The sequence below is a fragment of the Primorskyibacter marinus genome (assembly GCF_003313245.1).
GTDB lineage: Bacteria > Pseudomonadota > Alphaproteobacteria > Rhodobacterales > Rhodobacteraceae > Primorskyibacter > Primorskyibacter marinus.
This window is the reverse complement of record NZ_QJSD01000001.1, coordinates 183,299-205,683: the sequence shown is the minus strand read 5'-3', so window position 1 is coordinate 205,683 and position 22,385 is coordinate 183,299. Positions and strand designations below refer to the sequence as shown.

The following is a 22,385-nucleotide window of genomic DNA, read 5'->3' as shown; positions in this document are numbered from 1 at the left end:
AGCACGGTCCAAGGAGGAATTGCCATGCCAACGACCCGCGCGAAGCTCACCGAATTCGATCCGGTCTGGAGCCAGATCATCGAAGAGGGTCACGTCGCGATCCGTGAAGAACCGCTTTTGGGGGGCGTTATCCATTCGAGTGTGCTGCATCACGGCACGATCGAAGCTGCGCTGGCTTATCGCACGTCACTGAAACTGGCCTCGGGTGAAATGTCCGAACAGATGCTGCGTGAAATCTGCGACGAAGCCTATTCCAAGGATCCCGACCTGGCAGCAGCGGCGCGGGCGGATATTGTCGCGGTTTATGATCGCGACCCGGCATGCCATCGTTTCCTGCAACCATTGCTGTTTTTCAAAGGCTTTCAAGCGTTACAAAGCTACCGCGTTGCCAACTGGCTGTGGCGCGTCGGGCGACGGGACCTGTCCTATTTCTTTCAGATGCGCTGTTCCGAAGTCTTCGGCGTGGATATTCACCCGGCGGCGCGGATCGGGCGCGGCATCATGATCGACCACGCACATTCGATCGTCATTGGCGAAACTGCGGTTGTGGGCGACAATGTCTCGATGCTGCATTCGGTGACGCTTGGCGGGACCGGCAAGGAAGAGGAAGACCGCCACCCGAAGATCGGCGACGGCGTGTTGATCGGGGCCGGTGCAAAGGTGCTGGGCAATATCCATATCGGCCATTGCTCCCGCATCGCCGCGGGGTCGGTCGTTCTGGATGCGGTTCCGGCCTGCAAGACCGTGGCGGGCGTGCCTGCACGGATCGTGGGCGAGGCAGGATGTGACCAGCCGTCGATGACCATGGACCAGATCCTGCGTTCGGGTGCGTGAAGCATCAGCCCGATAGGTGTAAGGCGACGCCGTCGTTTGGATACGCCGATGTGAAGGTGGAATATGGGCGCGTTGGTCTGCCGCGCCCATGTCTTTGTGGAGATCGACGCCGTGATCGGCTGCCACAGGTCACGCCAGCATAACCATCGGATTTTCGAGGTTTTCCTTGATCGCCGCCAGCAATTCTGCCCCAAGTGCGCCGTCTATGACACGGTGATCGACGCTGAGTGTCACGGACATGATGGTGGCAGCTGTCAGATCGCCATCCGGACCGACAACAGGCTTTTTGATGCCCGCGCCAACCGCAAGAATTGCGCCATGGGGCGGATTGATCACAGCATCGAAATTCTCGACCCCGAACATTCCCAGATTGGAAATGGCAAAGCTGCCGCCCTGATATTCATGGGGGCCGAGTTTTCGGTCCCGCGCGCGCGCAGCAAGATCTTTCATCTCTGCTGACAAGGTGGTGAGGGTTTTCTTCTCGGCGTCCTTGAGAACGGGTGTGAACAGGCCGCCCTCGATTGCCACGGCAACGGCGACGTCCGAGGGGGTCAATTGCAGGATGCGGTCACCCGCCCAGACGGCATTGGCGGCAGGCACCTGTTGGAGGGCCAGCGCACAGGCCTTGATGATGAAGTCATTGACGCTGAGTTTGATCCCGCGCGCGTCGAGTTGCGCATTCAGATCGGCGCGGAATTTGAGCAGAGCGTCCAGTTGAATATCGCGGCGCAGGTAGAAATGCGGAATCTGTTGTTTGGCCTCGGTCAATCGCGCGGCAATCGTCTTGCGCATCCCGTCGAGCGGTACTTCCTTATGCGGACGGTCGGTATAGGTTTTTGCGATCTGACCTGAGGAGGCAGGCGGGATGGATGGGGGCGCATCTGCGCGACCTTGCGTTGCGCTGGCGGGCGCGGCGGCTTGGGTGGGGGTACCTTCAACATCTGCGCGGATGATCCGCCCGTGTGGACCGGAGCCTTTGATCTGCCCAAGATCCAGATTGTTCTGGGCAGCAATACGACGTGCCAGCGGCGAGGCAAAGATGCGGTCACCAGAGTCGGATTTTGGTGCGGCGGGCGCGCGAGGCCCCGGCTCGGGGGCCGGGGCGGGGGGTGTTTCGGAACTGGTGTTCTGTGGAGGCTTTTGTCCGGTTTTGGCCGGGATGTCCGTCTCGCTTTCGCCCTCTTCGAGCAACACCGCGATTGGAGTGTTCACCTTGATGCCTTCCGTGCCTTCCGTGATGATAATCTTGCCGATCGTGCCTTCATCGACGGCCTCGAATTCCATCGTTGCCTTGTCGGTCTCTATCTCTGCGATGATGTCGCCGGACGACACCGTATCGCCTTCCTTGACCAGCCATTTTGCGAGCGTGCCTTCTTCCATTGTCGGGCTGAGGGCGGGCATCAAGATTTCTGTGGGCATCGGTCAGGTCCTCTTTGACGGCGCGCCGGATGAGGGCGTCGGCGCGTGGGGGCCAGCCCCCACACCCCCGGAGTATTTTGGCCAAGAAGAAGCAGGGGCGTCTTCGATCAGTGTGAGAATGTCGTAGGGGCGTCGTGGAAGCTTTCCGCGCGAAAGCGTTTCCACGGCGCGGATCAACGAGGCCTTGTGGGCGGCGATCCATTCATAGGCTTCCCGGTGGGACGGGCGGTCACCCGGGCGCAGGCCTTGCATCAGGCATTCAGGCACAAGGGCGCGGACAGGTGATCCTGCCACCGTTGTCGCGATCCGGTAGGCTTCGTTTGCGACGTCGCGGCCCTGCACTTCAACGCGGGTCATCGTCTGGCCGCGATCGAGGCGGCCGGGTGGGGCATTGGCGGCATCACCGATATGTCACTTTCCGCACGGCTTCCATCACCTCTTCGGTGGTGAGCAGCGCGTGCTTTTCGAGGTTGGCGGCATAGGGCATGGGCACGTCCTTGCCGGTACAGTTGATTACGGGTGCGTCGAGCCAATCGAACGCTTCTTGCATCAGGATGGCCGAGATATGGTTGCCGATCGCGCCCTTGGGAAAGCCTTCCTCGACCGTGACGCAGCGGTTGGTTTTCTGTACCGATGCAATGACGGTTGCCGTGTCCATCGGGCGCAGGGTGCGCAGGTCGATGACTTCGGCGCTGATCCCGTCTTCGGCAAGTTTTTCAGCGGCTTGCAGCGCGTAGGTCATCCCGATGCCGAAGCTGACGATGGTCACATCCGTGCCCTCCCGCCAGATCCGCGCCTTGCCGAACGGCACGGTAAAATCGTCGAGTTTCGGCACATCGAAACTGCGCCCATAGAGGATTTCGTTTTCCAGAAAGATCACCGGGTTCGGATCGCGGATGGCGGTTTTCAGCAGGCCCTTCGCGTCCGAGGCGGAATAGGGCATCGCGACCTTCAGGCCCGGTATATGCGAAAACCAGGCGGCGAAGTCCTGGCTGTGCTGGGCACCGACGCGTGCAGCGGCACCGTTGGGGCCGCGAAAGACCATCGGCGCGCCCATTTGACCGCCGGACATATACAGGGTCTTGGCGGCAGAATTTACAATCTGATCCATGGCTTGCATGGCGAAGTTAAACGTCATGTATTCGACGATCGGCTTTAGCCCACCAAAGGCGGCCCCAACGGCGATGCCGGTAAATCCGTGTTCGGTGATCGGCGTGTCTATGACCCGTTTGGAGCCGAATTCGTCCAACAATCCCTGGCTGATCTTGTAGGCACCTTGGTATTCAGCGACCTCTTCGCCCATCAGGAACACGTCACCATCGCGGCGCATCTCTTCGGCCATCGCGTCCCGCAGGGCTTCGCGGACGGTCTGCTGGTGTGTCTCCGTGCCTTTGGGCCAGTCGGGCGAGCGGTCGGGTTCGGGATGGCTTTGCGCCGCAGCGGGGGCGCTTTCGGAGGTCAGCGTTTTGTCGGCAGGGGCCGGTTGCTGGCTTTGCGCGGACTCAACGGTGGCAGAGGCGGCGTCTTCGCCTTCGTCAAGCAGCAATCCGATGGGGGTGTTTACCTTGACGCCTTCGGAGCCGGCGGGGATCAGGATGCGTCCAAGAATGCCCTCATCCACGGCCTCAAATTCCATCGTGGCCTTGTCTGTTTCGATCTCGGCAAGAATGTCGCCGGAAGACACGGTATCGCCTTCCTTGACGAGCCATTTTGCAAGCGTGCCTTCCTCCATCGTCGGGGAAAGAGCGGGCATCAGAATTTCCGTGGCCATGGGCTAAGTCTCCGTCTCGGCGGGGGTGATAAATCCCACGACATTGCCTTCACCATCCTCGACATAGGCTGCGCGGCCCACGCCGGGGTAATCGGTCGGGGGCAAGGCTTCGGCACCGCCATGATCAAGCGCCCAAGCGTAGCGTTCATCGACATCCGCGACCTCGAAGGTCAAGGTGCAGCCGCGAATAGGACCATTTGGCGCCGGTGTGGCATCCATCCGTTTCATCAAGCCGCCGGTCAGGCTGTCCCCCAGATCCTTGCCACCGATCAGGTGATACTCGACCTCCTCGCCACCTTGCATGGGAGTGAATTCCCAGCCGAAAAGACCGGTATAAAAGGCGCGGGCGCGGGCAGGGTCTTCGGCGTGGATCTCAAAATGTGGCATCAGCGGGCCTCTGCGTATATATCTGTCCAAAGCTCTTCAAGCGCGGGTTCGGGGCTATCCTTGGCGAATTCCGCACTGGCATTAACGACTGATTTGATCTCTTTGTCGATCGCCTTGAGATCGTCTTCGGTGGCGTGTTTGCCTTCAAGCAGAAGGCTGCGGACATGTTCTATCGGGTCGCGTTCCTCGCGCATTTTCTGGACCTCTTCGCGGGTGCGGTACTTGGCCGGATCGGACATCGAATGGCCGCGGTAGCGATAGGTTTTGATTTCCAGAATATAGGGGCCCTTGCCTGCGCGGCAGTGACCGACTGCGGTTTCTCCAGCCGCCTTGACAGCCAGAACATCCATGCCGTCCACCACCTCGCCGGGGATGCCGAACGCTTCGCCACGGGTGTGCAGATCCGGGGTGGAGGTGGACCGTTGCTGCGCGGTGCCCATAGCGTATTGATTGTTTTCAATGACGAAAACGACCGGCAGTTTCCAGAGGGCCGCCATGTTGAATGTCTCGTAGACCTGCCCCTGATTGGCCGCGCCATCACCGAAATAGGTAAAGGTCACGCGCCCATTCTCGCGGTATTTGTCGGAAAAGGCGAGGCCTGCGCCAATCGGTACCTGCGCGCCGACAATGCCGTGACCGCCGTAGAAATGTTTCTCCTTGGAGAACATATGCATCGAGCCGCCCTTGCCTTTGGAGTACCCGCCCTCGCGGCCGGTCAGTTCCGCCATGACGCCATTGGGGTCCATGCCACAGGCCAGCATGTGGCCGTGGTCGCGATAGGAGGTGATGCGCTTGTCGCCGTCTTCGGCAGCGGCCTCCAGCCCGACGACGACAGCTTCTTGCCCGATATAAAGGTGACAGAAGCCGCCGATCAGGCCCATTCCGTAAAGCTGACCGGCTTTTTCCTCGAATCTGCGGATCAAAAGCATGTCGCGGTAGTAGCGCGTCAGCTCTTCGGCAGAGACGTTGGGCTTGGTCGCGGATTTCCGGGCTGCCATCTGTGAGGCCCTCCATTGGCTGGATAGTTTAGCCTTGAACTTGTGATCAGCGTAGAAGGGGAAGGCTTGCCTGGCAAGAGCGTCCAGGTGCGAAAAACTGCGCGACAGAGATGGGCAGGAACCTGCTTTGAGCAGGTTAAGATTAGCGGACCACGATCTCGTCGGCACGGATCAGCCCCAGCACATCGCGGGCTTGTTCGTCGAGCAGATCCAGATCCAGATAGTCGTCGGACAAGCGGCGCGACAGGTTTTGCATGCGCGCCACCTCGGATTCCAACTGTGCCAGCTCCTCGGTGAGGTGTTGCGCCTCGATCCGGATCTCGGCACGTCTGAACAGTCCGTAGTCACCTTGGACTGCGGCAAAGGTGAAGTAGATGCCAAGGCTGAAGGCCACGGCGAAAAAGATCACAGCACCGAAGGCGGGGCGGTTTCGAAGGATGCTCATATTCTGCCTCACTGCGCCTCTTGGGGCGCTCTCAGAAACTATGGCACAGACGAATCACGCTGTGAATCATTCAGGAAAAGGAGAATTTCGAAAAAAAGTCCCCGTGATCCTTGCGCAACAATCGGGGGCGGCCCTGCGCGAACCGATTTTGACCGAAATGGCGCAGGGCCGAAAGTTCAGTCGCGACCTTTGTAGATGTCGACCAGTTTGCCAAGCATGTCCAAGGCATCCTCACGCGAACGCTGGAAGCTGTTGCGCCCGATGATCGACCCGTTACCACCGCCGTCGCGGATGGCGCGCGCGTCGTCATAAACGCTGTCGGCGCCCTTCTTGGCACCGCCCGAGAACACCATGATCCGGCGACCGGCGAAGGCCGAATCGACACAATGGCGCACGCGCGCGGCCTGACTGGCGATGTCGATGCCTTCGGATTCGTAAACTTTCTTGGCCTCGGGCAGGGACAAGTGATCGGTCGAAAGCTTGATCTTGATGATATGTGCGCCCAGCAGGGCCGCGATCTGGGCGGCATAGGCGGCGATGTCGATGGCGGTTTCGCCGTCCTTGTCCAGCATTTCGCCCCGCGGATAGGACCAGATCACGGTGGCCACGCCTTTGGCGGCGGCTTCGCGGCGCATCTCGGCGATTTCTTCGAACATGCCAAGACCGGCAGAGGAACCGGGATAGATCGTAAAGCCGATACATCCGGCACCGATGCGCAGCGCGTCATCGACACTGGCAGTGATCGCCTGCGATTTCGGCTGCTCGGAGGGCATCAGCGAATTGGCGCTGTTGACCTTGAGGATCGTCGGGATCTGGCCTGCAAATGTGTCGGCACCCGCTTCGAGCATTCCCAGCGGCGCGGCATAGGCGTTCATCCCGGCCTCGATCGCCAGCTTGTAATGATAATGCGGATCATAGGCGGGTGCGTTGGGGGCAAAGCTGCGCGCAGGCCCATGTTCGAATCCCTGATCGACGGGCAGGATGATCATCTTGCCGGTGCCGCCCAGTTTGCCTGTCATCAGCATCCGGTTCAGGTTGGCCTTCACGCCGGGCGTTTCGCCTTCGTAATTGGACAGAATTTTTTGAACGGTACGGGTGGATTTCATGGTTTGAACGCCCTTTCGCAGCAGCGGTTGACTTTATGCGTTCCGAATATGGGCAGGACATATCGCTTGCAACGCTGTTGGCGCTAACAGTGGCAGTGTTTGCGCCAACAGCGTTAACTCATGGCGGCAGAGTGCCGGAAATGCACCCCGGAAACGAGAAACGGCCGGTAGCGCCCAAGCTTTCCTGTCAGTCCTCGATGACGCGCATGTGGTGGTCAGCCAAGCGCCGCGACGCCCGGCAATGTCTTGCCTTCCATCCACTCCAGAAAGGCACCGCCGGCGGTGGAGATATAGGTGAAGTCATCCGCAGCACCTGCCTTGTTCAGCGCCGCCACGGTGTCGCCGCCCCCCGCAACAGAGGTCAATGCGCCATCCCGGCTAAGCTGCGCGGCCTTGGCAGCGGCAGCATTCGTGGCAGCATCGAATGGCTCGATCTCGAACGCGCCAAGAGGGCCGTTCCAGATCAGCGTCTTGGCACCTTCCAGAACCTGGGCGATGCGTGCCACCGTGTCGGGGCCGGCATCGAGGATCATTGCATCCGCAGGACAGTCGGCGACTGGCACGGTTTCATGCGCGGCACCGGCCTTGAATTCACGCGCCACCACCACATCCGAGGGCAGGATGATCTCGCAGCCCGCGGCCTTTGCCTTGCCGACAATTTCCAGCGCGGTGTCTGCCATCTCGTGTTCGCACAGCGATTTGCCCACATCCACGCCCTGAGCGGCGAGGAACGTATTGGCCATGCCGCCGCCGATCACCAGAAAATCCACGCGTGCCACCAGATTGCCCAGCAAGTCGAGCTTTGTTGACACTTTCGCCCCGCCAACGACCGCAACAACCGGGCGTTCGGGCTGACCGAGGGCCGCCTCCAGCGCGCTGAGTTCCGCCTGCATCAAGCGACCGGCACACGCGGGCAGCAACCGCGCCAAGCCTTCGGTCGAAGCATGGGCACGGTGGGCGGCGGAAAACGCATCGTTACAGTAGATATCGCCCAGCTGGGCCATGTCGGCAGCCAGTTCCGGGTCGTTCTTTTCCTCGCCCGCATGATACCGCGTGTTTTCGCACAGCAGAACCTGACCGGGTTGCAGCGCTGTCACCGAAGCCTCGGCTGCGGGGCCCACGCAATCGGCGACAAAGACAACATCCGCGCCGAATGCCTCTTCCAAAGCGGGCACCAGCGGTTGCAGGCTCATCTCCGGCACGCGCTTGCCTTTTGGTCGCCCGAAATGCGCCAGCAGCACCGGCTTGCCGCCTGCATCCAGAATGTCGCGCACGGTGGGCACGATCCGCTGGATGCGGGTGGCGTCGGTCACGCGGCCATCCTCGACCGGCACGTTGATGTCGACGCGCACCAGCACACGTTTGCCGCTAATGTCCATCTGATCGAGCGTTTTCCAAGCCATGGGGCGTTCCTTTTCTGTCTCTTGTTGCGCTTGTTCTGACCAACCCGGACAGCCAGGTCAATGCACACGCTTGGCAATTGGCCGCTGCACGCTTAGGTATCACGCCAAATGCAGCGAAGGAGCCTGACAATGGCAGAGATCAAAGACCCCGAAAACACCATCCTGATCGAATTGAAGGGGGGCACCGTCACAATCGAGCTGTTGCCCGATGTGGCCCCCAAACATGCAGAGCGTATGAAGGAACTGGCCCGTGCCGGGGCTTATGACAACGTTGCCTTTCACCGTGTCATTGACGGCTTCATGGCGCAGACCGGCGATGTCGAACATGCGAACATGGAAAAAGACTACAATCCGGGCCGTGCCGGCACCGGCGGTTCGGACCTGCCGGATCTGCCTGCCGAATTTTCCAAGCTGCCGCATGACCGGGGCACGTTGGGCGCGGCGCGCAGCCAGAACCCGAACTCGGCCAATTCGCAATTCTTCATCAACTTCAAGGATAACAGCTTTCTGAACGGGCAATACACGGTTTATGGCCGTGTAATCAGCGGCATGGAACATGTCGATGACATCGCCAAGGGCGAGCCGCCGGCAAACCCGGACCGGATGATCTCTGTCAAGGTGGCCGCAGATGCGTAAGCTTGCACTGGCGCTGATGCTGGCGGGCACGCCGGTTCTGGCCACGGAAATGACAATCGACGTTGCGGGCGGCACCAGCGGCACAATCACCATCGACCTGTTCGAGGATGTGGCCCCGAAACATGTCGACCGTATCGCAACGCTGGCAGAGCAGGGTGCCTATGACGGCATCGTGTTCCACCGCGTGATTGACGGCTTCATGGCGCAGACCGGCGACGTGAAGTTCGGCAAGCTTGGCGGCGATATGGGAATGGCCGGGCGCGGCGGGTCTGACCTGCCGGATCTGCCCGCGGAATTTTCCGACCGTCCGTTCGAGCGCGGCGTTGTCGGCATGGCGCGGTCGCAATCGCCCAACAGCGCCAATTCGCAATTCTTCATCATGTTCGCGCCGGGCGACTTTCTGAACGGCCAGTATACGGTTGTCGGCAAAGTCACCGATGGCATGGATGTGGTTGATGCGATCAAGCGCGGCGAGGGTCCGAACGGTGCCGTGATCGGAGAGCCTGACCGTATGGCAAAGGTCACTGTATCGCGGTGACACGTTCGGCGCATGCCTGACGCAAATGAGGATGAAAGGCCGCGCCGGGGCGAACCGGGCGCGGCTTTTTGCTGTGCGTCGCGTTGGCACAGGGGCGGTCAGCGTCCCGGCATCTTGGTCGGCAAGCTTTTGATACCTATCCGGTACGGGCTTCTGCGTGGCAGGTCTGGCCGAATGATGACTCCCTGCTGTTGCGCCAGGCATCGCGCTGATGAAATCGTCGCACTCAGGGGGCGCGTGTTCCAGCATCAGCATCACGCGGCCAGCCGTGCGGGCAGGCGGCGCGCAAACGGCGCAAGCCCCGGCAGGTGCAGCCATGTGCCGCCCAGATGTTTGGCGTTGGCACCTGTCCCCAACTTGAACCGCGCAATCCCCGGCGCGTCCTGCGTGTTGACTGTCCCAAGGTCCAGAAGGTCGTGGCCGTTCTTTGCCAGCCATGTCATCGCCCGCCAGATCAGCAGGTTATGGGCGTTGTATTGGCGTCCATCGGGCAGCGTGTGACCGATGTGATAGGTTGCCATGCGCCCATGCCGCAGAATCAGAATCGCCGCGACAGGTTCATTCTTGTGACAGGCCGTGAACACGCGGGCGCTGTGTGGATTGGCGCGGGCAAAGGCCGCGGTGAAGGCGGGTGGCAGGCCGGAATAGCCGCGTCGGCGCTGTTGCATCTTGTCTGCCACCAGAAGCCAATGCGCAGGGTCGCCGTCAAAATTCTGGCTGTGAACGCTTAGCGGACCATTCTCGGCGCGCACCAAACGGTTGCGCCATTTCTGCGTCAGTCGGCTGCGCATCTCGTCGGGGGCCGACAGGGCAAGCATCGCAACGGTGGTCCCGGTCATCAATGGCCAGAATCCAAGGTTCCGCAGCGCCTCGGGTGCCATTCCGTCGGCATTGAAAAGCAAAGGCCCGGCCCGGTTGTTGGACCGCCACTGCGCCAACCAGTCGAGCGCAACGCCTGCATGCGCGTTCTTCCAGACCGGACCGCGCGTCACCATGCGGACGTCGCCAAACAGGCGCAGCCGCCGCGTTTGAGACAGGCACCACCCGATTGGCGCACCGTCTTTGCGGATTGTCAGACTTTCGGCACGCAGGCCAAGCAGATCCAGCGCACGCGCATGATGCGGGGATTGCTGCAAGGGCAGGGCCAGGCTGGCGGGAAAATCAGTCTCCATCGCGCCAGTTAAGACGCTGGAAACCTAATTCGGCGTTAATCGTGCCATGACGATCCAAACCGTTCGCGGCATCAAAGCCCCGCGCCCCAGACCGACGCTTGCCGCAGCTTTTCTTGTTGCGGTGGTTCTGTCGCTACCTGCCGCGATCGTCGCGATTGTGGAGTGTCTGGTGTAGTGCTGGAGATTGTCGTGATCTATGCAATGGCGGACTGCGCGCAGTTTACCCGCGCGCAGTGGCAAGGCCTTGTCGCGCTCAATCCGCGATACGGATCAAGGCGTGCCGTTTCTTGCCTGCCGACAGTTTCACCGGAGAGGACAGCGCGGCCGCATCCAGCATCAGACCGGCATCAGATAGCGGCGCGTCGTCAATCCGGGCACCATTCTCGGCGATCAGGCGTTTGGCCTCTTTGCCGGATTTCGCAAGACCCGCCCGGACGATCAGTTGCACGATGGAAATACCTTCTCCGATCTCCTCGGGTGACAGCGCCAGCGTTGGCAGATCATCACCCACTCCGCCTTTTTCAAAAACTTCGCGCGCGGTATCCGCTGCCGCCGCTGCCGCCTCGGGTCCGTGGCACATCGTGGTGACGGCGTTGGCCAGCACAATCTTGGCCTCGTTGATCTCGGACCCTGCCAGCGCACCGAGCCGTTCACATTCGTCCAGCGGCATTTCAGTGTAGAGCTTGAGGAAACGGCCCACATCGGCATCGGTGGTGTTGCGCCAGAATTGCCAGAACTCATAGGGTGCCAGCATGTCGGCATTCAGCCACATCGCGCCGCCCGCCGATTTGCCCATCTTGCGCCCGTCGCTTGTGGTCAGCAGGGGCGAGGTCAGCCCGTAGATATCGTGATCCAGCACCCGGCGCGTCAGGTCGATCCCGTTGACGATATTGCCCCATTGATCGCTGCCGCCCATCTGCAACATGCAGCCATAGCGCCGGTTCAGTTCAAGATAGTCATAGGCTTGCAGGATCATGTAGTTGAATTCGAGAAACGACAGCGATTGCTCGCGGTCCAGCCGCGACTTGACGCTTTCAAAAGACAGCATCCGGTTGACGCTGAAATGCCGCCCGATATCGCGCAGGAAATCGAGGTAGTTCAACCCGTCCAGCCATTCGGCATTGTTGAGCATCAAGGCATCGGTCGGACCGTCACCATAGGTCAGGTATTTGGAGAATACCTGTTTCATGCCCGCAATATTGTCGCCGATCTGCGCCGGCGTCAGCAGGGGACGTTCATCGGCGCGAAAAGACGGATCGCCCACCTTGGTCGTGCCGCCGCCCATCAGGGTGATCGGCTTGTGACCGGTCTTTTGCAGCCAGCGCAACATCATGATGTTGAGCAGATGCCCCACATGCAGCGATTTCGCCGTGGCATCATAGCCGATATAGGTCGGCACCACGCCCGCATTCAGCGCCTCGTCCAGCCCCTGATAATCGGTGCAATCGGCCAGAAAGCCGCGCTTCATCATGACATTCATGAAGTCCGATTTGGGGTGGTAGGTCATGGTTTGTCCATTCTTTGGCCAGAGTAGTTGGTGGCTTCGTTTAGCCTACCGTCGGGCCGGGCTTCAAGGCGCAAAGAAAAACCCGCTCCGAACCTGGGTTTTGATGTCGCGTTTCACGAAATGTGCTGTCGAGTCAGGCACCTTGTTTTTGCTCCTGTAGCGCAAATAATCCATGCCCCCGGACCGGTCAGCGGCGGCAGACACCGGAAGGGCAAGACGCCTTCAAAGTCGGCGTGAATGCGCCAACCAGCGGCTGATTGGTCGTGTGTCGAGGATTCTAGACTCGGGATCCATTGATTGCCGCTTGTTGGCACGTTTCATGGCTCAAAAACGAGCGGTAAACATGTCTGCTCTGTTCTGGCTGAGCGACGCACAGATGGCGCGCCTAAAGCCCTATTCCCGAAGTCCCACGGCAGCCTCGCGTTGATGATCGGCGTGTCTTGAGCGAGATTATAGTTATCAAGCGCAATGGCTTACGTTGGCGGAGTGCGCTTGCGGAATATGGCCCTCCTGAGACGCTATACAACCGTTGCAAACGGTGGAGCGACAAAGGCATTTTCGCGCAATAATGGCTGGGCTGGCAGCCGGGCACAGCGAGAAGAAGACCGTGATGATCGACGCAACCTACCGTCGCCATGACGTCCTGAGCCGGGCGTTCTGACAAGGTTCTCGATCAGCTTTCCGCTATGACAACTCATTCAAACATAACACAACTTCTACCACGCAATGAATAGAAACGTGTCTAATCGAAGAGGAATCAAATGCAGCAATGAATGCAGATAAATCAACAAAAACAGCCCCGTGAGGGGCTGATCGCTACCAAGTGAAGCTGTATGAAAATGGCATCTTGGCGGAGAGACAGGGATTCGAACCCTGGGAACCCGTGAAGGCTCAACGGTTTTCGAGACCGCCCCGTTCGACCACTCCGGCACCTCTCCGCGGGGGTCTGGTGGAGGTGGCATTTAGCGGCTCTGGCGGTGGGGTGCAACCGCAAAAGTCACTGATTGAGGCAGGAAATCTTTGTGCGGCATCTGTGTTCGGGATCTGGCCCATCGGTCGGGCGCAACATGCAGGACCGAAAGGCAATGAGGTGCGGCAACAGGATTTTCCAACCGACGAACATCAACTATGCCGCCGCTAAATCGAACAGGGCAACTGCCGCAGTCCGCGTCGGCGATGCCGCACGGCTTGGAAATCGCGCGTCAAGGAACTAATTGACGTTCTGAACCGCTACAATGGATGCCCATCATGTTTCTTCGTCAAATTCTGGCACTGCCTTTTATATTCCTGGCACTGCCTGCCGCGAGCAGCCAGGCAGACGCGTTGCTGGATGCGCTTGGTATCCCCGAGGTGATCGCGGTGATGCAGGACGAGGGGGTTGCTTATGGTGCGGAACTGGCCGAGGATTTGATCCCCGGCGGTCCCAGCCCAAGCTGGAATACAACGGTCCAGCGGATCTATTCAGTCAAAAAGATGGAAGCCTCGGTCCGCGAAGGGTTCCGTGAAGCGTTGGCGGATACCGATCTGGATCCGCTGCTGGCGTTTTTCCGAACCGAACAAGGACAGCGCATCGTCAGGTTGGAAATCAGTGCCAGACAGGCCTTGGTCGATGAGGATGTTGAAGAGCAGGCCCGCGCCGTGTTTCGTGACCTTGATGGCAGTGGCGATGATCGCCTGCGGGTGCTTGACGAATTTGTCGAGGTCAACGACCTGATCGAAGCCAATGTCGTCGGAGCGTTGAATTCCAGCTATCAGTTCTATCGTGGGCTGGCCGAGGGTGGCGCGGTCAAAATGTCCGAGGACGAGATTGTTTCGGATGTCTGGGCACAGGAGGAAGACACCCGCGTCGATACGCGCGAATGGCTTTACGGATATCTTTTGATGGCGTACGGCCCGCTGGAGCCCGAGATCATCGAGGATTATACCGCGTTGTCGCGAACCGAGGCAGGGGCGGCCATGAACCGGGCGCTGTTTGCCGGGTTTGACGATATGTATGGCGATATTTCCTATGCCCTTGGGCTGGCCGCCGCGCGCCAGATGCAAAGCCAGGACCTGTAGGCCAGGGACATCCGTCAAAAAGCCAGTTTGAAAGCTTGACAATCAGGGGGCGGTTCACGATAAGCGCCCGACATGATCGGCGGGGCTTTCGGCTCCGCTGTCGTGTTTTTATTTAACGTTGTCCCGCAAAGGGGCACGCAGTTCGAGGCGGGCGCAGGCCCATGAACACCGGCAGGGCCGGGGCCACAGGACGCGGAAGAGACAAGGAAGACCGAAATGTTCGCGGTTCTGAAAACCGGCGGCAAGCAATACAAAGTACAGTCGGGCGATGTGCTCCGGGTGGAAAAGCTGGCTGCCGATGCTGGAGACAAGATCCAGTTCAACGAAATTCTGATGGTTGGTGGCGACAGCCCGGTTGTCGGTGCGCCGCTGGTGGCGGATGCTGCCGTGCAGGCCGATGTGATCGACCAGATCAAAGGTGACAAGGTCATCAACTTCGTCAAGCGCCGCCGGAAGCACAGTTCCAAGCGCACCAAGGGCCATCGTCAGCAACTGACGCTGCTGCGGATCACCGACATTCTGGCCACTGGCGCGGATGCATCCGGTGTGAAGGCCGCCGTAGGTGCTGGTTCGGTCGCAGGCGTGGCCGCTGCCGCGCCGAAGAAAAAGGCTGCCGCAAAGAAAGCCGCGCCGAAAGCCGCAGCCGCTGGCGGTGACGACCTGAAAAAGCTGTCGGGCGTCGGCCCCGCGCTGGAAAAGAGACTGCATGAAAACGGCGTGACTTCTTTTGCCCAGATCGCAGCCTGGACCGAAGCGGACGTCGCCGAGATGGACGAGAAACTGTCGTTCAAAGGCCGGATCGAGCGTGAAGGCTGGATCGCTCAGGCCAAAGATCTGGCATCGAAGTAAGGAGAGCTGAAAGATGGCACATAAAAAAGCAGGCGGTTCCTCCCGCAACGGTCGCGACTCTGCCGGCCGTCGTCTGGGCGTAAAGCTCTACGGTGGTCAGCACGCAATCCCCGGAAACATCATTTGCCGCCAGCGCGGCACGAAATGGTGGCCGGGTGAGGGCGTCGGCCTTGGCCGCGATCACACCATCTTTGCCACCGAAGAAGGCAAGGTCACATTCCACAAGGGCCTCAAGGGCCGCACCTTTATTTCGGTTCTGCCAGTGGCGGAGGCCGCTGAATAAGCCGACCCATTGGTGAGACACAATTTGGGGGATCGGCTTCGGGGCCGGTCCCTTTTTCTTATTCGATAGCTTTGGCGGACGTGGCAGATCAGACGATCTGAGGAGGCACGTCTTGCAAGCCAAAGCGCCAATCGCCATCTATCAGGATAGGTTACGCAGGTTCTCTCATCCGGCTGAAATGTCTGGAACGTGGCGCGACAAGCCCATCAAAGGCGGCCGTAATGCGCCGGGCAACCGTAATCCTGTGTCCGTTATATGCGGCGACAGCCATACGCTCTTTTAGGGAGGAACCCGATGAGCCTTGACCAGAAGATCAACCCGCAAGCGGTTGTTCATGCCGACCGCTTTGATCTGCGCCCTTTGCGCAAAAGCGATCTTGGCCTGATCGAACTACATGCAGGTGACGAGCGTGTCGCTCAGATGACCGCGTCCATCCCGCATCCTTTGCCGCCGGGCTCGATCAAGGCGTTTATCGAGCGCGCGCAGGCACCCGTGCGCGACGAAGACGTATGGGTGATCGACGGCACCAAGGCGCAAGGACCAGAAGTGATGGGGATCATCTCGCTGGAGAAGATGGACCGGAACCAATCCGAGATCGGCTATTGGATTGCGCCTGCCTACTGGAACACCGGCCATGCGTCCGAAGCCGTAGAAGCCTTGGTCGCTGCAAACCCGCTGGAGAATGAGACGATGTTCGCAAGCGTGTTTCAGGACAATCCCGCTTCGGCGCGGGTTTTGACCAATTGCGGCTTTGAATATATCGGTGACGCAGAGGTTTTCTGTGTCGCGCGCAATGCCACGGTTCCGACCTGGACCTACATCAAGAAACTGCGCGGCTAGGCCGCTTTTGCGGCGCTGGATTAGGTGCCGCACACCACCTCGGGGCTTGAGCCTTGACGCCAGACACAGTATCGCCTGACAGGCAAAACCTCCGGGGGCTCCGATGAAATTCCTAGATCTGTGCAAAGTCTACATCCGCTCGGGCTCGGGCGGGGGCGGCGCAGTCAGCTTCCGCCGTGAGAAATATATCGAATTCGGCGGTCCCGATGGCGGCGATGGCGGCAATGGCGGCAATGTCTGGGCCGAAGCGGTCGATGGGCTGAACACGCTGATTGATTTTCGGTATCAGCAGCATTGGTTCGCCGATAACGGGCAGCACGGCATGGGCCAGCAGCGCACCGGCAAGACGGGCGAAGACATCGTGCTGCGGGTGCCTGTGGGCACCGAAATCCTCGATGAGGACGAAGAGACGGTGATTGCCGACATGACCGAGCTGGGCCAGCGCGTTCTGCTTGCCAAGGGCGGCAATGGTGGCTGGGGTAACCTGAATTTCAAGACCTCCACCAATCAGGCACCGCGCCGTGCCAATCCGGGGCAGGAAGGTGTGGAACGCACGCTCTGGCTGCGGCTGAAACTGATCGCGGATGCGGGCCTGCTGGGTCTTCCCAATGCGGGCAAGTCCACCTTTCTGGCAGCCACCTCGAATGCACGGCCAAAAATTGCGGACTATCCTTTCACCACGCTGCATCCCAATCTTGGCGTTGTCGGCATTGATGGCGCTGAATTTGTCGTGGCCGATATTCCGGGCCTGATCGCAGGCGCGCATGAGGGCAGGGGGCTGGGCGACCTGTTCCTTGGCCATGTCGAACGATGCTCGGTCCTTCTGCATCTGGTCGATGGCACATCGGGCGATCCCATGGTGGATTACCGGACAATTATCGACGAACTTGAAGCCTACGGTGCTGCACTGGCGGACAAGCCGCGCGTGACGGTGCTTAACAAGATCGACGCGCTGGACGACGAAGAACGCGCCTTCCTGAAAGAAGAGCTGGAAGCCGTGGTGGGCGGTCCTGTCATGCTGATGTCCGGCGTGTCAGGTGAAGGTCTGCCCGAGGTTCTGCGCGCCGTGCGGGCACAGATTTCCGAAGACCGCATCCGCCAGAAAGGCCCCCAGCAGGAGACGGAAGCGTGGCGTCCCTAACTCAGGCGAGGCGGCTTGTCGTCAAGATCGGCTCGGCCCTTTTGGTCGACCGGGCGACAGGTGCGTTACGATCCGAATGGCTGCATGCGCTGGCCGCTGATGTGGCCCGGATCAAGGCGCGCGGGACGGATGTGATCCTTGTGTCTTCGGGGTCCATCGCTTTGGGGCGCGGTGTGCTGCGCCTGCCTGAGACGGTTCTCGCGTTGGAGCAAAGCCAGGCCGCCGCCGCAGTTGGCCAGATCCGCCTGGCCCGCGCTTACGAAGAGGCGCTGACCCCGCATGACATCACCACCGCGCAGGTGCTTGTGACGCTGGAGGACAGCGCCAACCGCCGTCGCTACCTCAATTCACGCGCCACGCTGGAGACACTGGTCGGTTTCGGCGTCGTGCCGATCGTCAATGAAAACGACACCGTGGCCACGGACGAAATCCGCTATGGGGACAATGACCGGCTGGCCGCTCAGGTCGCGGTCACGGTGGGGGCGGACCAGTTGATCCTGCTGTCGGATGTCGATGGGTTCTACTCGGCCAACCCGGCGGCGGACGCGACCGCGCGCCGCTACGATGTCATCGACGCGATCACGCCCGAGATCGAGGCGATGGCGGGGGATGCGGGATCGGGCCTTTCCAAGGGCGGCATGAAAACAAAGCTGATGGCGGCCAAGACCGCGACCGCATCCGGCTGTGCCATGGCCATTGCCGACGGTTTTGTGCTGCATCCGCTGCGCGCGCTGGAGGACGGCGCGCCCGCGACCTGGTTCACGCCATTGCTGGATCCGCATGCCGCGCGCAAGCGCTGGATTGCGGCGATGAAACCGCGCGGAACGCTGGTTCTGGATGAGGGCGCCGCGCGCGCGCTCAGCCGGGGCAACAGTCTGCTGCCTGCCGGTGTGACCGAGGTTTCCGGCACATTCGGGCGCGGTGATCCGGTGCAGATCAGTGATCTGTCTGGCCGTACTTTGGGGCAGGGGCTGGCGCGCTATACCGCCGCAGAGGCGCGTGTGATTTCCGGCCATCGCAGTGACGAGATCGAGGCATTGCTGGGCTATCCCGGCCGGGCCGCACTGGTCCACCGTGATGATATGGCGCTGTGAGCGCGTCGTCTGTTATACTGTCCGCGGCCGTTTCCGCCCGGCCCCATGCGAAAGGTTGACCCATGAAAGACCTCGATAACATTCCCGCCGTCATGGCCCAGATCGGTGAACGTGCCAAAGCGGCCGCCGCGACTCTGGCCTATGCCGACCCGTCGGCCAAGGCCCGCGCGCTTGAGGCCGCCGCCGATGCCGTGTGGGCCGCGCGCGCCGACATCGTTGCCGCGAATGCCAAGGATCTGGAATTCGGACGTGAAAAAGGTCTGACCGATGCGATGATGGACCGGCTTTTGCTGTCCGATGAGCGCATCAAGGGGATTTGCGACGGATTGCGCGCCGTGGCGGCGCAGGATGATCCCGTGGGCGCGGTGATGACGGAATGGGACCAACCCTCGGGCCTGCATATCAAGCGCATTCGTACCCCGCTGGGCGTCGTCGGTGTGATCTACGAATCGCGGCCCAATGTGACGGCGGATGCCGGGGCGCTTTGTCTCAAGGCCGGAAATGCGGTGATCCTGCGCGGCGGATCCGAAAGCTTTCATTCCTCACAGGCGATCCATGCCTGTCTGGTCGAAGGTCTGCACATGGCGGGTCTGCCCGAAGATGCAATCCAGCTTGTGCCCACCCGCGACCGTGCCGCCGTGAGCGAAATGTTGGCGATGACAGACACGATCGACGTGATCGTGCCGCGTGGTGGCAAAGGCCTTGTCGGGCTGGTTCAGCGCGAGGCACGCGTGCCGGTTTTCGCCCATCTCGAAGGTATCGTTCACATCTTCATCGACAAGGATGCCGATCCGGTCAAGTCGCTGAACATCGTCCTGAACGCCAAAACGCGGCGCACCGGAATTTGTGGCGCCGCCGAATGTCTGCTGATCCATCAGGAGGCGCTGGACACGGTGGGCCAGGGCGTTATCCGCGCGTTGATCGACGCAGGCGTTCGCGTGCATGCGGATGAGACCCTTCAAACCATCGAAGGCACGCAGGCAGCCTCGACCGACGATTGGGGACGCGAGTATCTGGATATGGATATTGCTGCGCGTGTCGTGCCGGATATTGACGCGGCGATTGCCCATATCCGGCAGTATGGGTCCAACCACACCGATTGCATCATCACCGAAGATGACGCCGCCGCAGAACATTTTTTCGAGCGGCTGGACAGCGCCATTCTGATGCGCAACGCGTCAACCCAGTTCGCCGACGGGGGAGAGTTCGGCATGGGGGCCGAGATCGGTATCGCCACCGGCAAGATGCATGCACGCGGTCCGGTGGGCGCAGAGCAATTGACAAGCTTCAAGTACATCGTGACGGGCGACGGCACTTTGCGCGACTGACGGCGCGGATCGGTCCTCAGAACCGGATATCCAGCGTCTCGCTGTTTTCGCGCCAGTTGATATCGCGGCCAAGGTCGCCTGCGCGCACCGAAAGCAATGGGAACTGCACATCGGCGGGCATGACATCCGACCCGCCGGTGGCATTGCGCAGAAGTTTCCACATTTCGGCATCAACACGCATCTGAGGACCGCTTGCAGACAAATGCCATTCGCCTTGATCGCAGTCGATGCGGACCTCTCCGCCGCGGCTTAACGCCCTGTCCATGCAGAGCAGGGCCAACAGCGCCAGTTGTACCTCTTCGCGGGGCGTGGCGTCGCGGGGGATCCACGTCGCGCTTAGTCGGTCGCCCTGAAACATGCCCGCAATGATGCCCTGCACTTCGCCGGCACTTAGCGATTGCCCGCCCCCGGTAGAGCCAAAGGCGATGCGAAAGAACCGGATGCGCGCATTGGCATGGGCGCAGCTTTCCGAAATCAGGTCCATCTCCGGGCTGGCCCCCATTTCGCCGGTCAATGACATCAATTCCAACCCGTTCTGGATTGCGCCGATCGGGCTGATCAGATCATGACAGATGCGAGAGCCTATCAACTCTGCCAGGTTCGCGTTACCCTGCATCATTGGTCCCCCTCACGACAGGAGCCGTCATGGACGACCTGAACGCTTTTCTGGAGCCAGGAATGATTGTGCGCCATCCAGACTGCCCTGATTGGGGGCTGGGACAGGTGCAATCCAATATTGCCGGGCGTATCACCGTGAATTTTCGCGAAGCCGGAAAGAAAGTCATAGAAGGTTCCCGCGTGAGTCTGGTGCCGGTGTTTGATGCCGACGACTAGGACATAGGAGTCTTTATGAATGGTAAACGCAACCTTAGATCACCCCAAGGTTGAATTGCCAGTGGCAAAACGGTTGCGATCTTGCAACGGGCAGTCCTATTAATGTGTTCGCTCAGCGCAACTGTAGAACCGGACGGAATGAAATTACACCCCCCACGATATGTCGCGCGGCTCGCGCAAAGCCCGGCAGAGGTCGTGGCGGCGCAGCGGCTTCGCTATGATGTGTTTATCCGTGAACTGGGCGGCGACGGTGTGCTTGTCGATCACGCTGCCGGGCTGGAGCGTGACCGTTTCGATGCCTATTTCGATCACCTGATTTTGCTTGATACACATGCGCCGGCCGGCACCGATTTACCTGTCGTCGGCGTCTACAGGGTGTTGCGATGCGATCAGGCGAAAGCTGTTGGGCAGTTCTATTCCGAGGATGAATATGATCTTGCACCGTTGCGTGCCTCGGGGCGGCGTTTGCTGGAACTGGGGCGATCATGCCTTCACCCCGATCACCGTGGAGGCACGGCGATGGTGCATCTGTGGGCGGCGCTGGCGGAATATGTTCAGAAGCACGGGATTGAGATCCTGTTCGGCGTGGCCAGTTTTCACGGCACCGATCCGCAAGCCCTGGCACAACCTCTATCGCTTTTGCGGGCGCGCCATCTTGCCCCGCCTGACTTGCGGGTACGGGCGCGAAGCTATCACTCGATGGATCTTCTGCCCGAGGACAGGATCGACCGTCGCCGCGCGATGATCGAGACGCCCGCTTTGATAAAGGCCTATCTGCGGCTGGGTGGATTTGTCGGCGACGGTGTCTTTGTCGATACCCAGTTCAATACGACCGATGTCTGCCTGGTGATGGACACTGCACGGATGAATCAGCGACAGAGATCGCTTTATCAACGTAGCGACGCATGAGCGGCACTTGGGATGCAGATGAGCCGGAAGAGCCGGTTCGCATTGGCCCGGCAGGCTGGATTCGGGTTATCTGGCGCGGCCTGTTGGTCGGAACGGTGGTGTTCGGCGGGCTGGGTGTGCTGCTGTTATTGCGTCTGATCGAAAGGCCGCTGCACGGGGTGCAGCGCCCGTGGACGCCCTATGTGACGCAGACTGTTTGCCGGGTGGCGCTGATGCTGATGGGATTGCGGCTGACGGTGCACGGCCAGCAGATGCGGCACCATGGCGCAATTGTCGCCAACCATTCGTCCTGGCTGGATATTTTCGTGCTCAATTCGCGAAAGAATATCTATTTCGTCTCGAAATCCGAAGTCGCGGGCTGGCCGGGTATCGGCTGGTTGGCGCGGGCGACGGGGACGCTGTTTATCCGGCGCGATCCGCGAGAAGCGCGGGCACAAACACAACTGTTCGAATCAAGGCTTTTGGCGGGACACAAGCTGCTGTTCTTCCCCGAAGGAACATCGACCGATGGCTTGCGTGTTCTTCCATTCAAGTCAACACTTTACGAGGCGTTCTTTGCAAAGAACCTGAAGCATAAGATCTGGTTGCAGCCGGTCACGCTGGTGTATCACGCGCCAAAGGGTGAAAGCCTGCGGTTCTATGGATGGTGGGGCGATATGGATTTCGGCTCGCATTTGCTCAAGACATTGGCGGCGCGGCGTCAAGGGTGGATAGAACTGATCTATCATGCGCCTTTGCGTGTCGACGATTTTCCGAACCGCAAGAGTCTGGCCCGCGCTACAGAAGATTCGGTGCGCGAGACCCATAAAAACTCACTGGAAAATCAATAGCTA

General features: G+C 60.3%; 25 protein-coding genes, 1 tRNA gene and 1 pseudogene. 15 read left to right on the top strand and 12 right to left on the bottom strand.

Features of this window, described 5'->3' with window-relative positions:
* Nucleotides 1-24 precede the first annotated feature (24 nt).
* Nucleotides 25-834: a serine O-acetyltransferase gene (gene cysE / locus DMZ65_RS00985; protein WP_116597051.1), complete on the top strand. Its 810-nt coding sequence runs from the start codon at nucleotides 25-27 to the stop codon at nucleotides 832-834.
* A 129-nt stretch (nucleotides 835-963) separates the two neighbouring features.
* On the opposite strand, the gene DMZ65_RS00980 is transcribed toward cysE, so the two are convergent.
* The 8 genes from DMZ65_RS00980 to DMZ65_RS00945 form a co-directional block, all read right to left on the bottom strand.
* Nucleotides 964-2,253, bottom strand: coding sequence for a pyruvate dehydrogenase complex dihydrolipoamide acetyltransferase (locus DMZ65_RS00980; protein ID WP_116597050.1), 1,290 nt, complete (start codon nucleotides 2,251-2,253; stop codon nucleotides 964-966).
* 3 nt (nucleotides 2,254-2,256) lie between these two features.
* Complete coding sequence (locus DMZ65_RS00975) at nucleotides 2,257-2,610, bottom strand: hypothetical protein (protein ID WP_198662595.1); 354 nt, start codon at nucleotides 2,608-2,610, stop codon at nucleotides 2,257-2,259.
* 43 nt (nucleotides 2,611-2,653) lie between these two features.
* Complete coding sequence (locus DMZ65_RS00970) at nucleotides 2,654-4,024, bottom strand: pyruvate dehydrogenase complex E1 component subunit beta (protein WP_116597049.1); 1,371 nt, start codon at nucleotides 4,022-4,024, stop codon at nucleotides 2,654-2,656.
* Nucleotides 4,025-4,027: 3 nt separating this feature from the next.
* Complete coding sequence (locus DMZ65_RS00965; protein ID WP_116597048.1) at nucleotides 4,028-4,411, bottom strand: VOC family protein; 384 nt, start codon at nucleotides 4,409-4,411, stop codon at nucleotides 4,028-4,030.
* On the bottom strand, nucleotides 4,411-5,409 hold the full coding sequence (gene pdhA / locus DMZ65_RS00960) for a pyruvate dehydrogenase (acetyl-transferring) E1 component subunit alpha (RefSeq protein WP_116597047.1): 999 nt from the start codon (nucleotides 5,407-5,409) through the stop codon (nucleotides 4,411-4,413). Before pdhA ends, DMZ65_RS00965 begins: the two co-directional genes overlap by 1 nt.
* Before the next feature lie 142 nt (nucleotides 5,410-5,551).
* A complete protein-coding gene (locus DMZ65_RS00955) occupies nucleotides 5,552-5,854 on the bottom strand; it encodes an FtsB family cell division protein (protein WP_116597046.1) in 303 nt (100 codons plus the stop codon).
* A 176-nt stretch (nucleotides 5,855-6,030) separates the two neighbouring features.
* The gene (locus DMZ65_RS00950; RefSeq protein ID WP_116597045.1) at nucleotides 6,031-6,960 is read right to left on the bottom strand and encodes a class I fructose-bisphosphate aldolase; all 930 of its coding nucleotides are present in this window, start codon (nucleotides 6,958-6,960) and stop codon (nucleotides 6,031-6,033) included.
* Between the two features lie 215 nt (nucleotides 6,961-7,175).
* A complete protein-coding gene (locus DMZ65_RS00945; RefSeq protein ID WP_116597044.1) occupies nucleotides 7,176-8,363 on the bottom strand; it encodes a phosphoglycerate kinase in 1,188 nt (395 codons plus the stop codon).
* Between the two features lie 129 nt (nucleotides 8,364-8,492).
* On the opposite strand from DMZ65_RS00945, the gene DMZ65_RS00940 reads away from it, so the two are divergent.
* Together DMZ65_RS00940 and DMZ65_RS00935 are read left to right on the top strand one after the other, a co-directional pair.
* Entirely contained in the window at nucleotides 8,493-8,999 is a 507-nt protein-coding gene (locus DMZ65_RS00940) for a peptidylprolyl isomerase (RefSeq protein WP_084349930.1), read from the top strand.
* A complete protein-coding gene (locus tag DMZ65_RS00935; RefSeq protein ID WP_116597043.1) occupies nucleotides 8,992-9,537 on the top strand; it encodes a peptidylprolyl isomerase in 546 nt (181 codons plus the stop codon). Before DMZ65_RS00940 ends, DMZ65_RS00935 begins: the two co-directional genes overlap by 8 nt.
* Before the next feature lie 254 nt (nucleotides 9,538-9,791).
* Here the strand turns inward: DMZ65_RS00935 and DMZ65_RS00930 are convergent, their stop codons facing one another.
* The gene (locus DMZ65_RS00930; RefSeq protein ID WP_116597042.1) at nucleotides 9,792-10,709 is read right to left on the bottom strand and encodes a GNAT family N-acetyltransferase; all 918 of its coding nucleotides are present in this window, start codon (nucleotides 10,707-10,709) and stop codon (nucleotides 9,792-9,794) included.
* A 46-nt stretch (nucleotides 10,710-10,755) separates the two neighbouring features.
* Here DMZ65_RS00930 and DMZ65_RS19980 point away from each other — a divergent pair, with 46 nt between their 5' ends.
* Complete coding sequence (locus DMZ65_RS19980; protein ID WP_269801522.1) at nucleotides 10,756-10,884, top strand: hypothetical protein; 129 nt, start codon at nucleotides 10,756-10,758, stop codon at nucleotides 10,882-10,884.
* Nucleotides 10,885-10,962: 78 nt separating this feature from the next.
* Here DMZ65_RS19980 and tyrS read toward each other — a convergent pair whose 3' ends face one another.
* Nucleotides 10,963-12,216 (bottom strand): tyrosine--tRNA ligase, encoded by a 1,254-nt coding sequence (gene tyrS, locus DMZ65_RS00925; protein ID WP_116597041.1) that lies wholly within the window; start codon nucleotides 12,214-12,216, stop codon nucleotides 10,963-10,965.
* Between the two features lie 343 nt (nucleotides 12,217-12,559).
* Between tyrS and DMZ65_RS00920 the strand changes: the two are divergent.
* Nucleotides 12,560-12,844: pseudogene (locus DMZ65_RS00920) on the top strand (transposase); the annotation flags it as partial.
* 220 nt (nucleotides 12,845-13,064) lie between these two features.
* Here the strand turns inward: DMZ65_RS00920 and DMZ65_RS00915 are convergent.
* Nucleotides 13,065-13,154: transfer RNA gene (locus DMZ65_RS00915), tRNA-Ser, on the bottom strand.
* Between the two features lie 310 nt (nucleotides 13,155-13,464).
* On the opposite strand from DMZ65_RS00915, the gene DMZ65_RS00910 reads away from it, so the two are divergent.
* From DMZ65_RS00910 to DMZ65_RS00880, 7 genes are all read left to right on the top strand, one after another.
* The gene (locus DMZ65_RS00910) at nucleotides 13,465-14,274 is read left to right on the top strand and encodes a DUF2059 domain-containing protein (RefSeq protein WP_116597542.1); all 810 of its coding nucleotides are present in this window, start codon (nucleotides 13,465-13,467) and stop codon (nucleotides 14,272-14,274) included.
* Nucleotides 14,275-14,490: 216 nt separating this feature from the next.
* The gene (locus tag DMZ65_RS00905; RefSeq protein ID WP_116597040.1) at nucleotides 14,491-15,123 is read left to right on the top strand and encodes a 50S ribosomal protein L21; all 633 of its coding nucleotides are present in this window, start codon (nucleotides 14,491-14,493) and stop codon (nucleotides 15,121-15,123) included.
* Nucleotides 15,124-15,136: 13 nt separating this feature from the next.
* Entirely contained in the window at nucleotides 15,137-15,406 is a 270-nt protein-coding gene (gene rpmA, locus DMZ65_RS00900; protein WP_084350090.1) for a 50S ribosomal protein L27, read from the top strand.
* A gap of 294 nt (nucleotides 15,407-15,700) precedes the next feature.
* Nucleotides 15,701-16,246 carry a GNAT family N-acetyltransferase gene (locus DMZ65_RS00895; protein WP_116597039.1) on the top strand — a complete coding sequence of 182 codons (546 nt, stop codon included), beginning with the start codon at nucleotides 15,701-15,703 and terminating at the stop codon, nucleotides 16,244-16,246.
* A 103-nt stretch (nucleotides 16,247-16,349) separates the two neighbouring features.
* Nucleotides 16,350-17,387, top strand: coding sequence for a GTPase ObgE (obgE, locus tag DMZ65_RS00890; protein ID WP_116597038.1), 1,038 nt, complete (start codon nucleotides 16,350-16,352; stop codon nucleotides 17,385-17,387).
* On the top strand, nucleotides 17,375-18,481 hold the full coding sequence (gene proB, locus DMZ65_RS00885) for a glutamate 5-kinase (RefSeq protein ID WP_116597037.1): 1,107 nt from the start codon (nucleotides 17,375-17,377) through the stop codon (nucleotides 18,479-18,481). Before obgE ends, proB begins: the two co-directional genes overlap by 13 nt.
* Nucleotides 18,482-18,543: 62 nt before the next feature.
* Nucleotides 18,544-19,809: a glutamate-5-semialdehyde dehydrogenase gene (locus DMZ65_RS00880; RefSeq protein WP_116597036.1), complete on the top strand. Its 1,266-nt coding sequence runs from the start codon at nucleotides 18,544-18,546 to the stop codon at nucleotides 19,807-19,809.
* A gap of 16 nt (nucleotides 19,810-19,825) precedes the next feature.
* On the opposite strand, the gene DMZ65_RS00875 is transcribed toward DMZ65_RS00880, so the two are convergent.
* Nucleotides 19,826-20,425, bottom strand: a complete 600-nt coding sequence (locus DMZ65_RS00875) for a histidine phosphotransferase family protein (RefSeq protein WP_232824839.1) — start codon at nucleotides 20,423-20,425, stop codon at nucleotides 19,826-19,828.
* 29 nt (nucleotides 20,426-20,454) lie between these two features.
* Here DMZ65_RS00875 and DMZ65_RS00870 point away from each other — a divergent pair, with 29 nt between their 5' ends.
* The 3 genes from DMZ65_RS00870 (at nucleotide 20,455) to olsA (ending at nucleotide 22,382) form a co-directional block, all read left to right on the top strand.
* The gene (locus DMZ65_RS00870) at nucleotides 20,455-20,643 is read left to right on the top strand and encodes a DUF3553 domain-containing protein (RefSeq protein WP_084350084.1); all 189 of its coding nucleotides are present in this window, start codon (nucleotides 20,455-20,457) and stop codon (nucleotides 20,641-20,643) included.
* 138 nt (nucleotides 20,644-20,781) lie between these two features.
* A complete protein-coding gene (olsB, locus tag DMZ65_RS00865) occupies nucleotides 20,782-21,552 on the top strand; it encodes an L-ornithine N(alpha)-acyltransferase (protein WP_116597034.1) in 771 nt (256 codons plus the stop codon).
* A complete protein-coding gene (gene olsA / locus DMZ65_RS00860) occupies nucleotides 21,549-22,382 on the top strand; it encodes a lyso-ornithine lipid O-acyltransferase (protein WP_116597033.1) in 834 nt (277 codons plus the stop codon). The genes olsB and olsA overlap by 4 nt, the downstream gene beginning before the upstream one ends.
* The last annotated feature ends 3 nt before the right edge of the window (nucleotides 22,383-22,385 follow it).

Excerpts from the sequence above, each read along its gene's own strand:
- cysE (WP_116597051.1), top strand. The coding sequence starts at position 25 with ATGCCAACGACCCGCGCGAAGCTCACCGAATTCGATCCGGTCTGGAGC.
- DMZ65_RS00950 (WP_116597045.1), bottom strand. The coding sequence starts at position 6,960 with ATGAAATCCACCCGTACCGTTCAAAAAATTCTGTCCAATTACGAAGGC.
- DMZ65_RS00910 (WP_116597542.1), top strand. The coding sequence starts at position 13,465 with ATGTTTCTTCGTCAAATTCTGGCACTGCCTTTTATATTCCTGGCACTG.
- olsA (WP_116597033.1), top strand. The coding sequence starts at position 21,549 with ATGAGCGGCACTTGGGATGCAGATGAGCCGGAAGAGCCGGTTCGCATT.
- obgE (WP_116597038.1), top strand. The coding sequence starts at position 16,350 with ATGAAATTCCTAGATCTGTGCAAAGTCTACATCCGCTCGGGCTCGGGC.
- olsB (WP_116597034.1), top strand. The coding sequence starts at position 20,782 with ATGAAATTACACCCCCCACGATATGTCGCGCGGCTCGCGCAAAGCCCG.
- DMZ65_RS00975 (WP_198662595.1), bottom strand. The coding sequence starts at position 2,610 with ATGACCCGCGTTGAAGTGCAGGGCCGCGACGTCGCAAACGAAGCCTAC.
- DMZ65_RS00905 (WP_116597040.1), top strand. The coding sequence starts at position 14,491 with ATGTTCGCGGTTCTGAAAACCGGCGGCAAGCAATACAAAGTACAGTCG.
- DMZ65_RS00940 (WP_084349930.1), top strand. The coding sequence starts at position 8,493 with ATGGCAGAGATCAAAGACCCCGAAAACACCATCCTGATCGAATTGAAG.
- DMZ65_RS00980 (WP_116597050.1), bottom strand. The coding sequence starts at position 2,253 with ATGCCCACAGAAATCTTGATGCCCGCCCTCAGCCCGACAATGGAAGAA.
- DMZ65_RS00895 (WP_116597039.1), top strand. The coding sequence starts at position 15,701 with ATGAGCCTTGACCAGAAGATCAACCCGCAAGCGGTTGTTCATGCCGAC.
- DMZ65_RS00965 (WP_116597048.1), bottom strand. The coding sequence starts at position 4,411 with ATGCCACATTTTGAGATCCACGCCGAAGACCCTGCCCGCGCCCGCGCC.
- DMZ65_RS00955 (WP_116597046.1), bottom strand. The coding sequence starts at position 5,854 with ATGAGCATCCTTCGAAACCGCCCCGCCTTCGGTGCTGTGATCTTTTTC.
- DMZ65_RS00945 (WP_116597044.1), bottom strand. The coding sequence starts at position 8,363 with ATGGCTTGGAAAACGCTCGATCAGATGGACATTAGCGGCAAACGTGTG.
- tyrS (WP_116597041.1), bottom strand. The coding sequence starts at position 12,216 with ATGACCTACCACCCCAAATCGGACTTCATGAATGTCATGATGAAGCGC.
- DMZ65_RS00930 (WP_116597042.1), bottom strand. The coding sequence starts at position 10,709 with ATGGAGACTGATTTTCCCGCCAGCCTGGCCCTGCCCTTGCAGCAATCC.
- DMZ65_RS00935 (WP_116597043.1), top strand. The coding sequence starts at position 8,992 with ATGCGTAAGCTTGCACTGGCGCTGATGCTGGCGGGCACGCCGGTTCTG.
- DMZ65_RS19980 (WP_269801522.1), top strand. The coding sequence starts at position 10,756 with ATGACGATCCAAACCGTTCGCGGCATCAAAGCCCCGCGCCCCAGACCG.
- DMZ65_RS00880 (WP_116597036.1), top strand. The coding sequence starts at position 18,544 with ATGAAAGACCTCGATAACATTCCCGCCGTCATGGCCCAGATCGGTGAA.
- rpmA (WP_084350090.1), top strand. The coding sequence starts at position 15,137 with ATGGCACATAAAAAAGCAGGCGGTTCCTCCCGCAACGGTCGCGACTCT.
- DMZ65_RS00870 (WP_084350084.1), top strand. The coding sequence starts at position 20,455 with ATGGACGACCTGAACGCTTTTCTGGAGCCAGGAATGATTGTGCGCCAT.
- pdhA (WP_116597047.1), bottom strand. The coding sequence starts at position 5,409 with ATGGCAGCCCGGAAATCCGCGACCAAGCCCAACGTCTCTGCCGAAGAG.
- DMZ65_RS00970 (WP_116597049.1), bottom strand. The coding sequence starts at position 4,024 with ATGGCCACGGAAATTCTGATGCCCGCTCTTTCCCCGACGATGGAGGAA.
- DMZ65_RS00875 (WP_232824839.1), bottom strand. The coding sequence starts at position 20,425 with ATGCAGGGTAACGCGAACCTGGCAGAGTTGATAGGCTCTCGCATCTGT.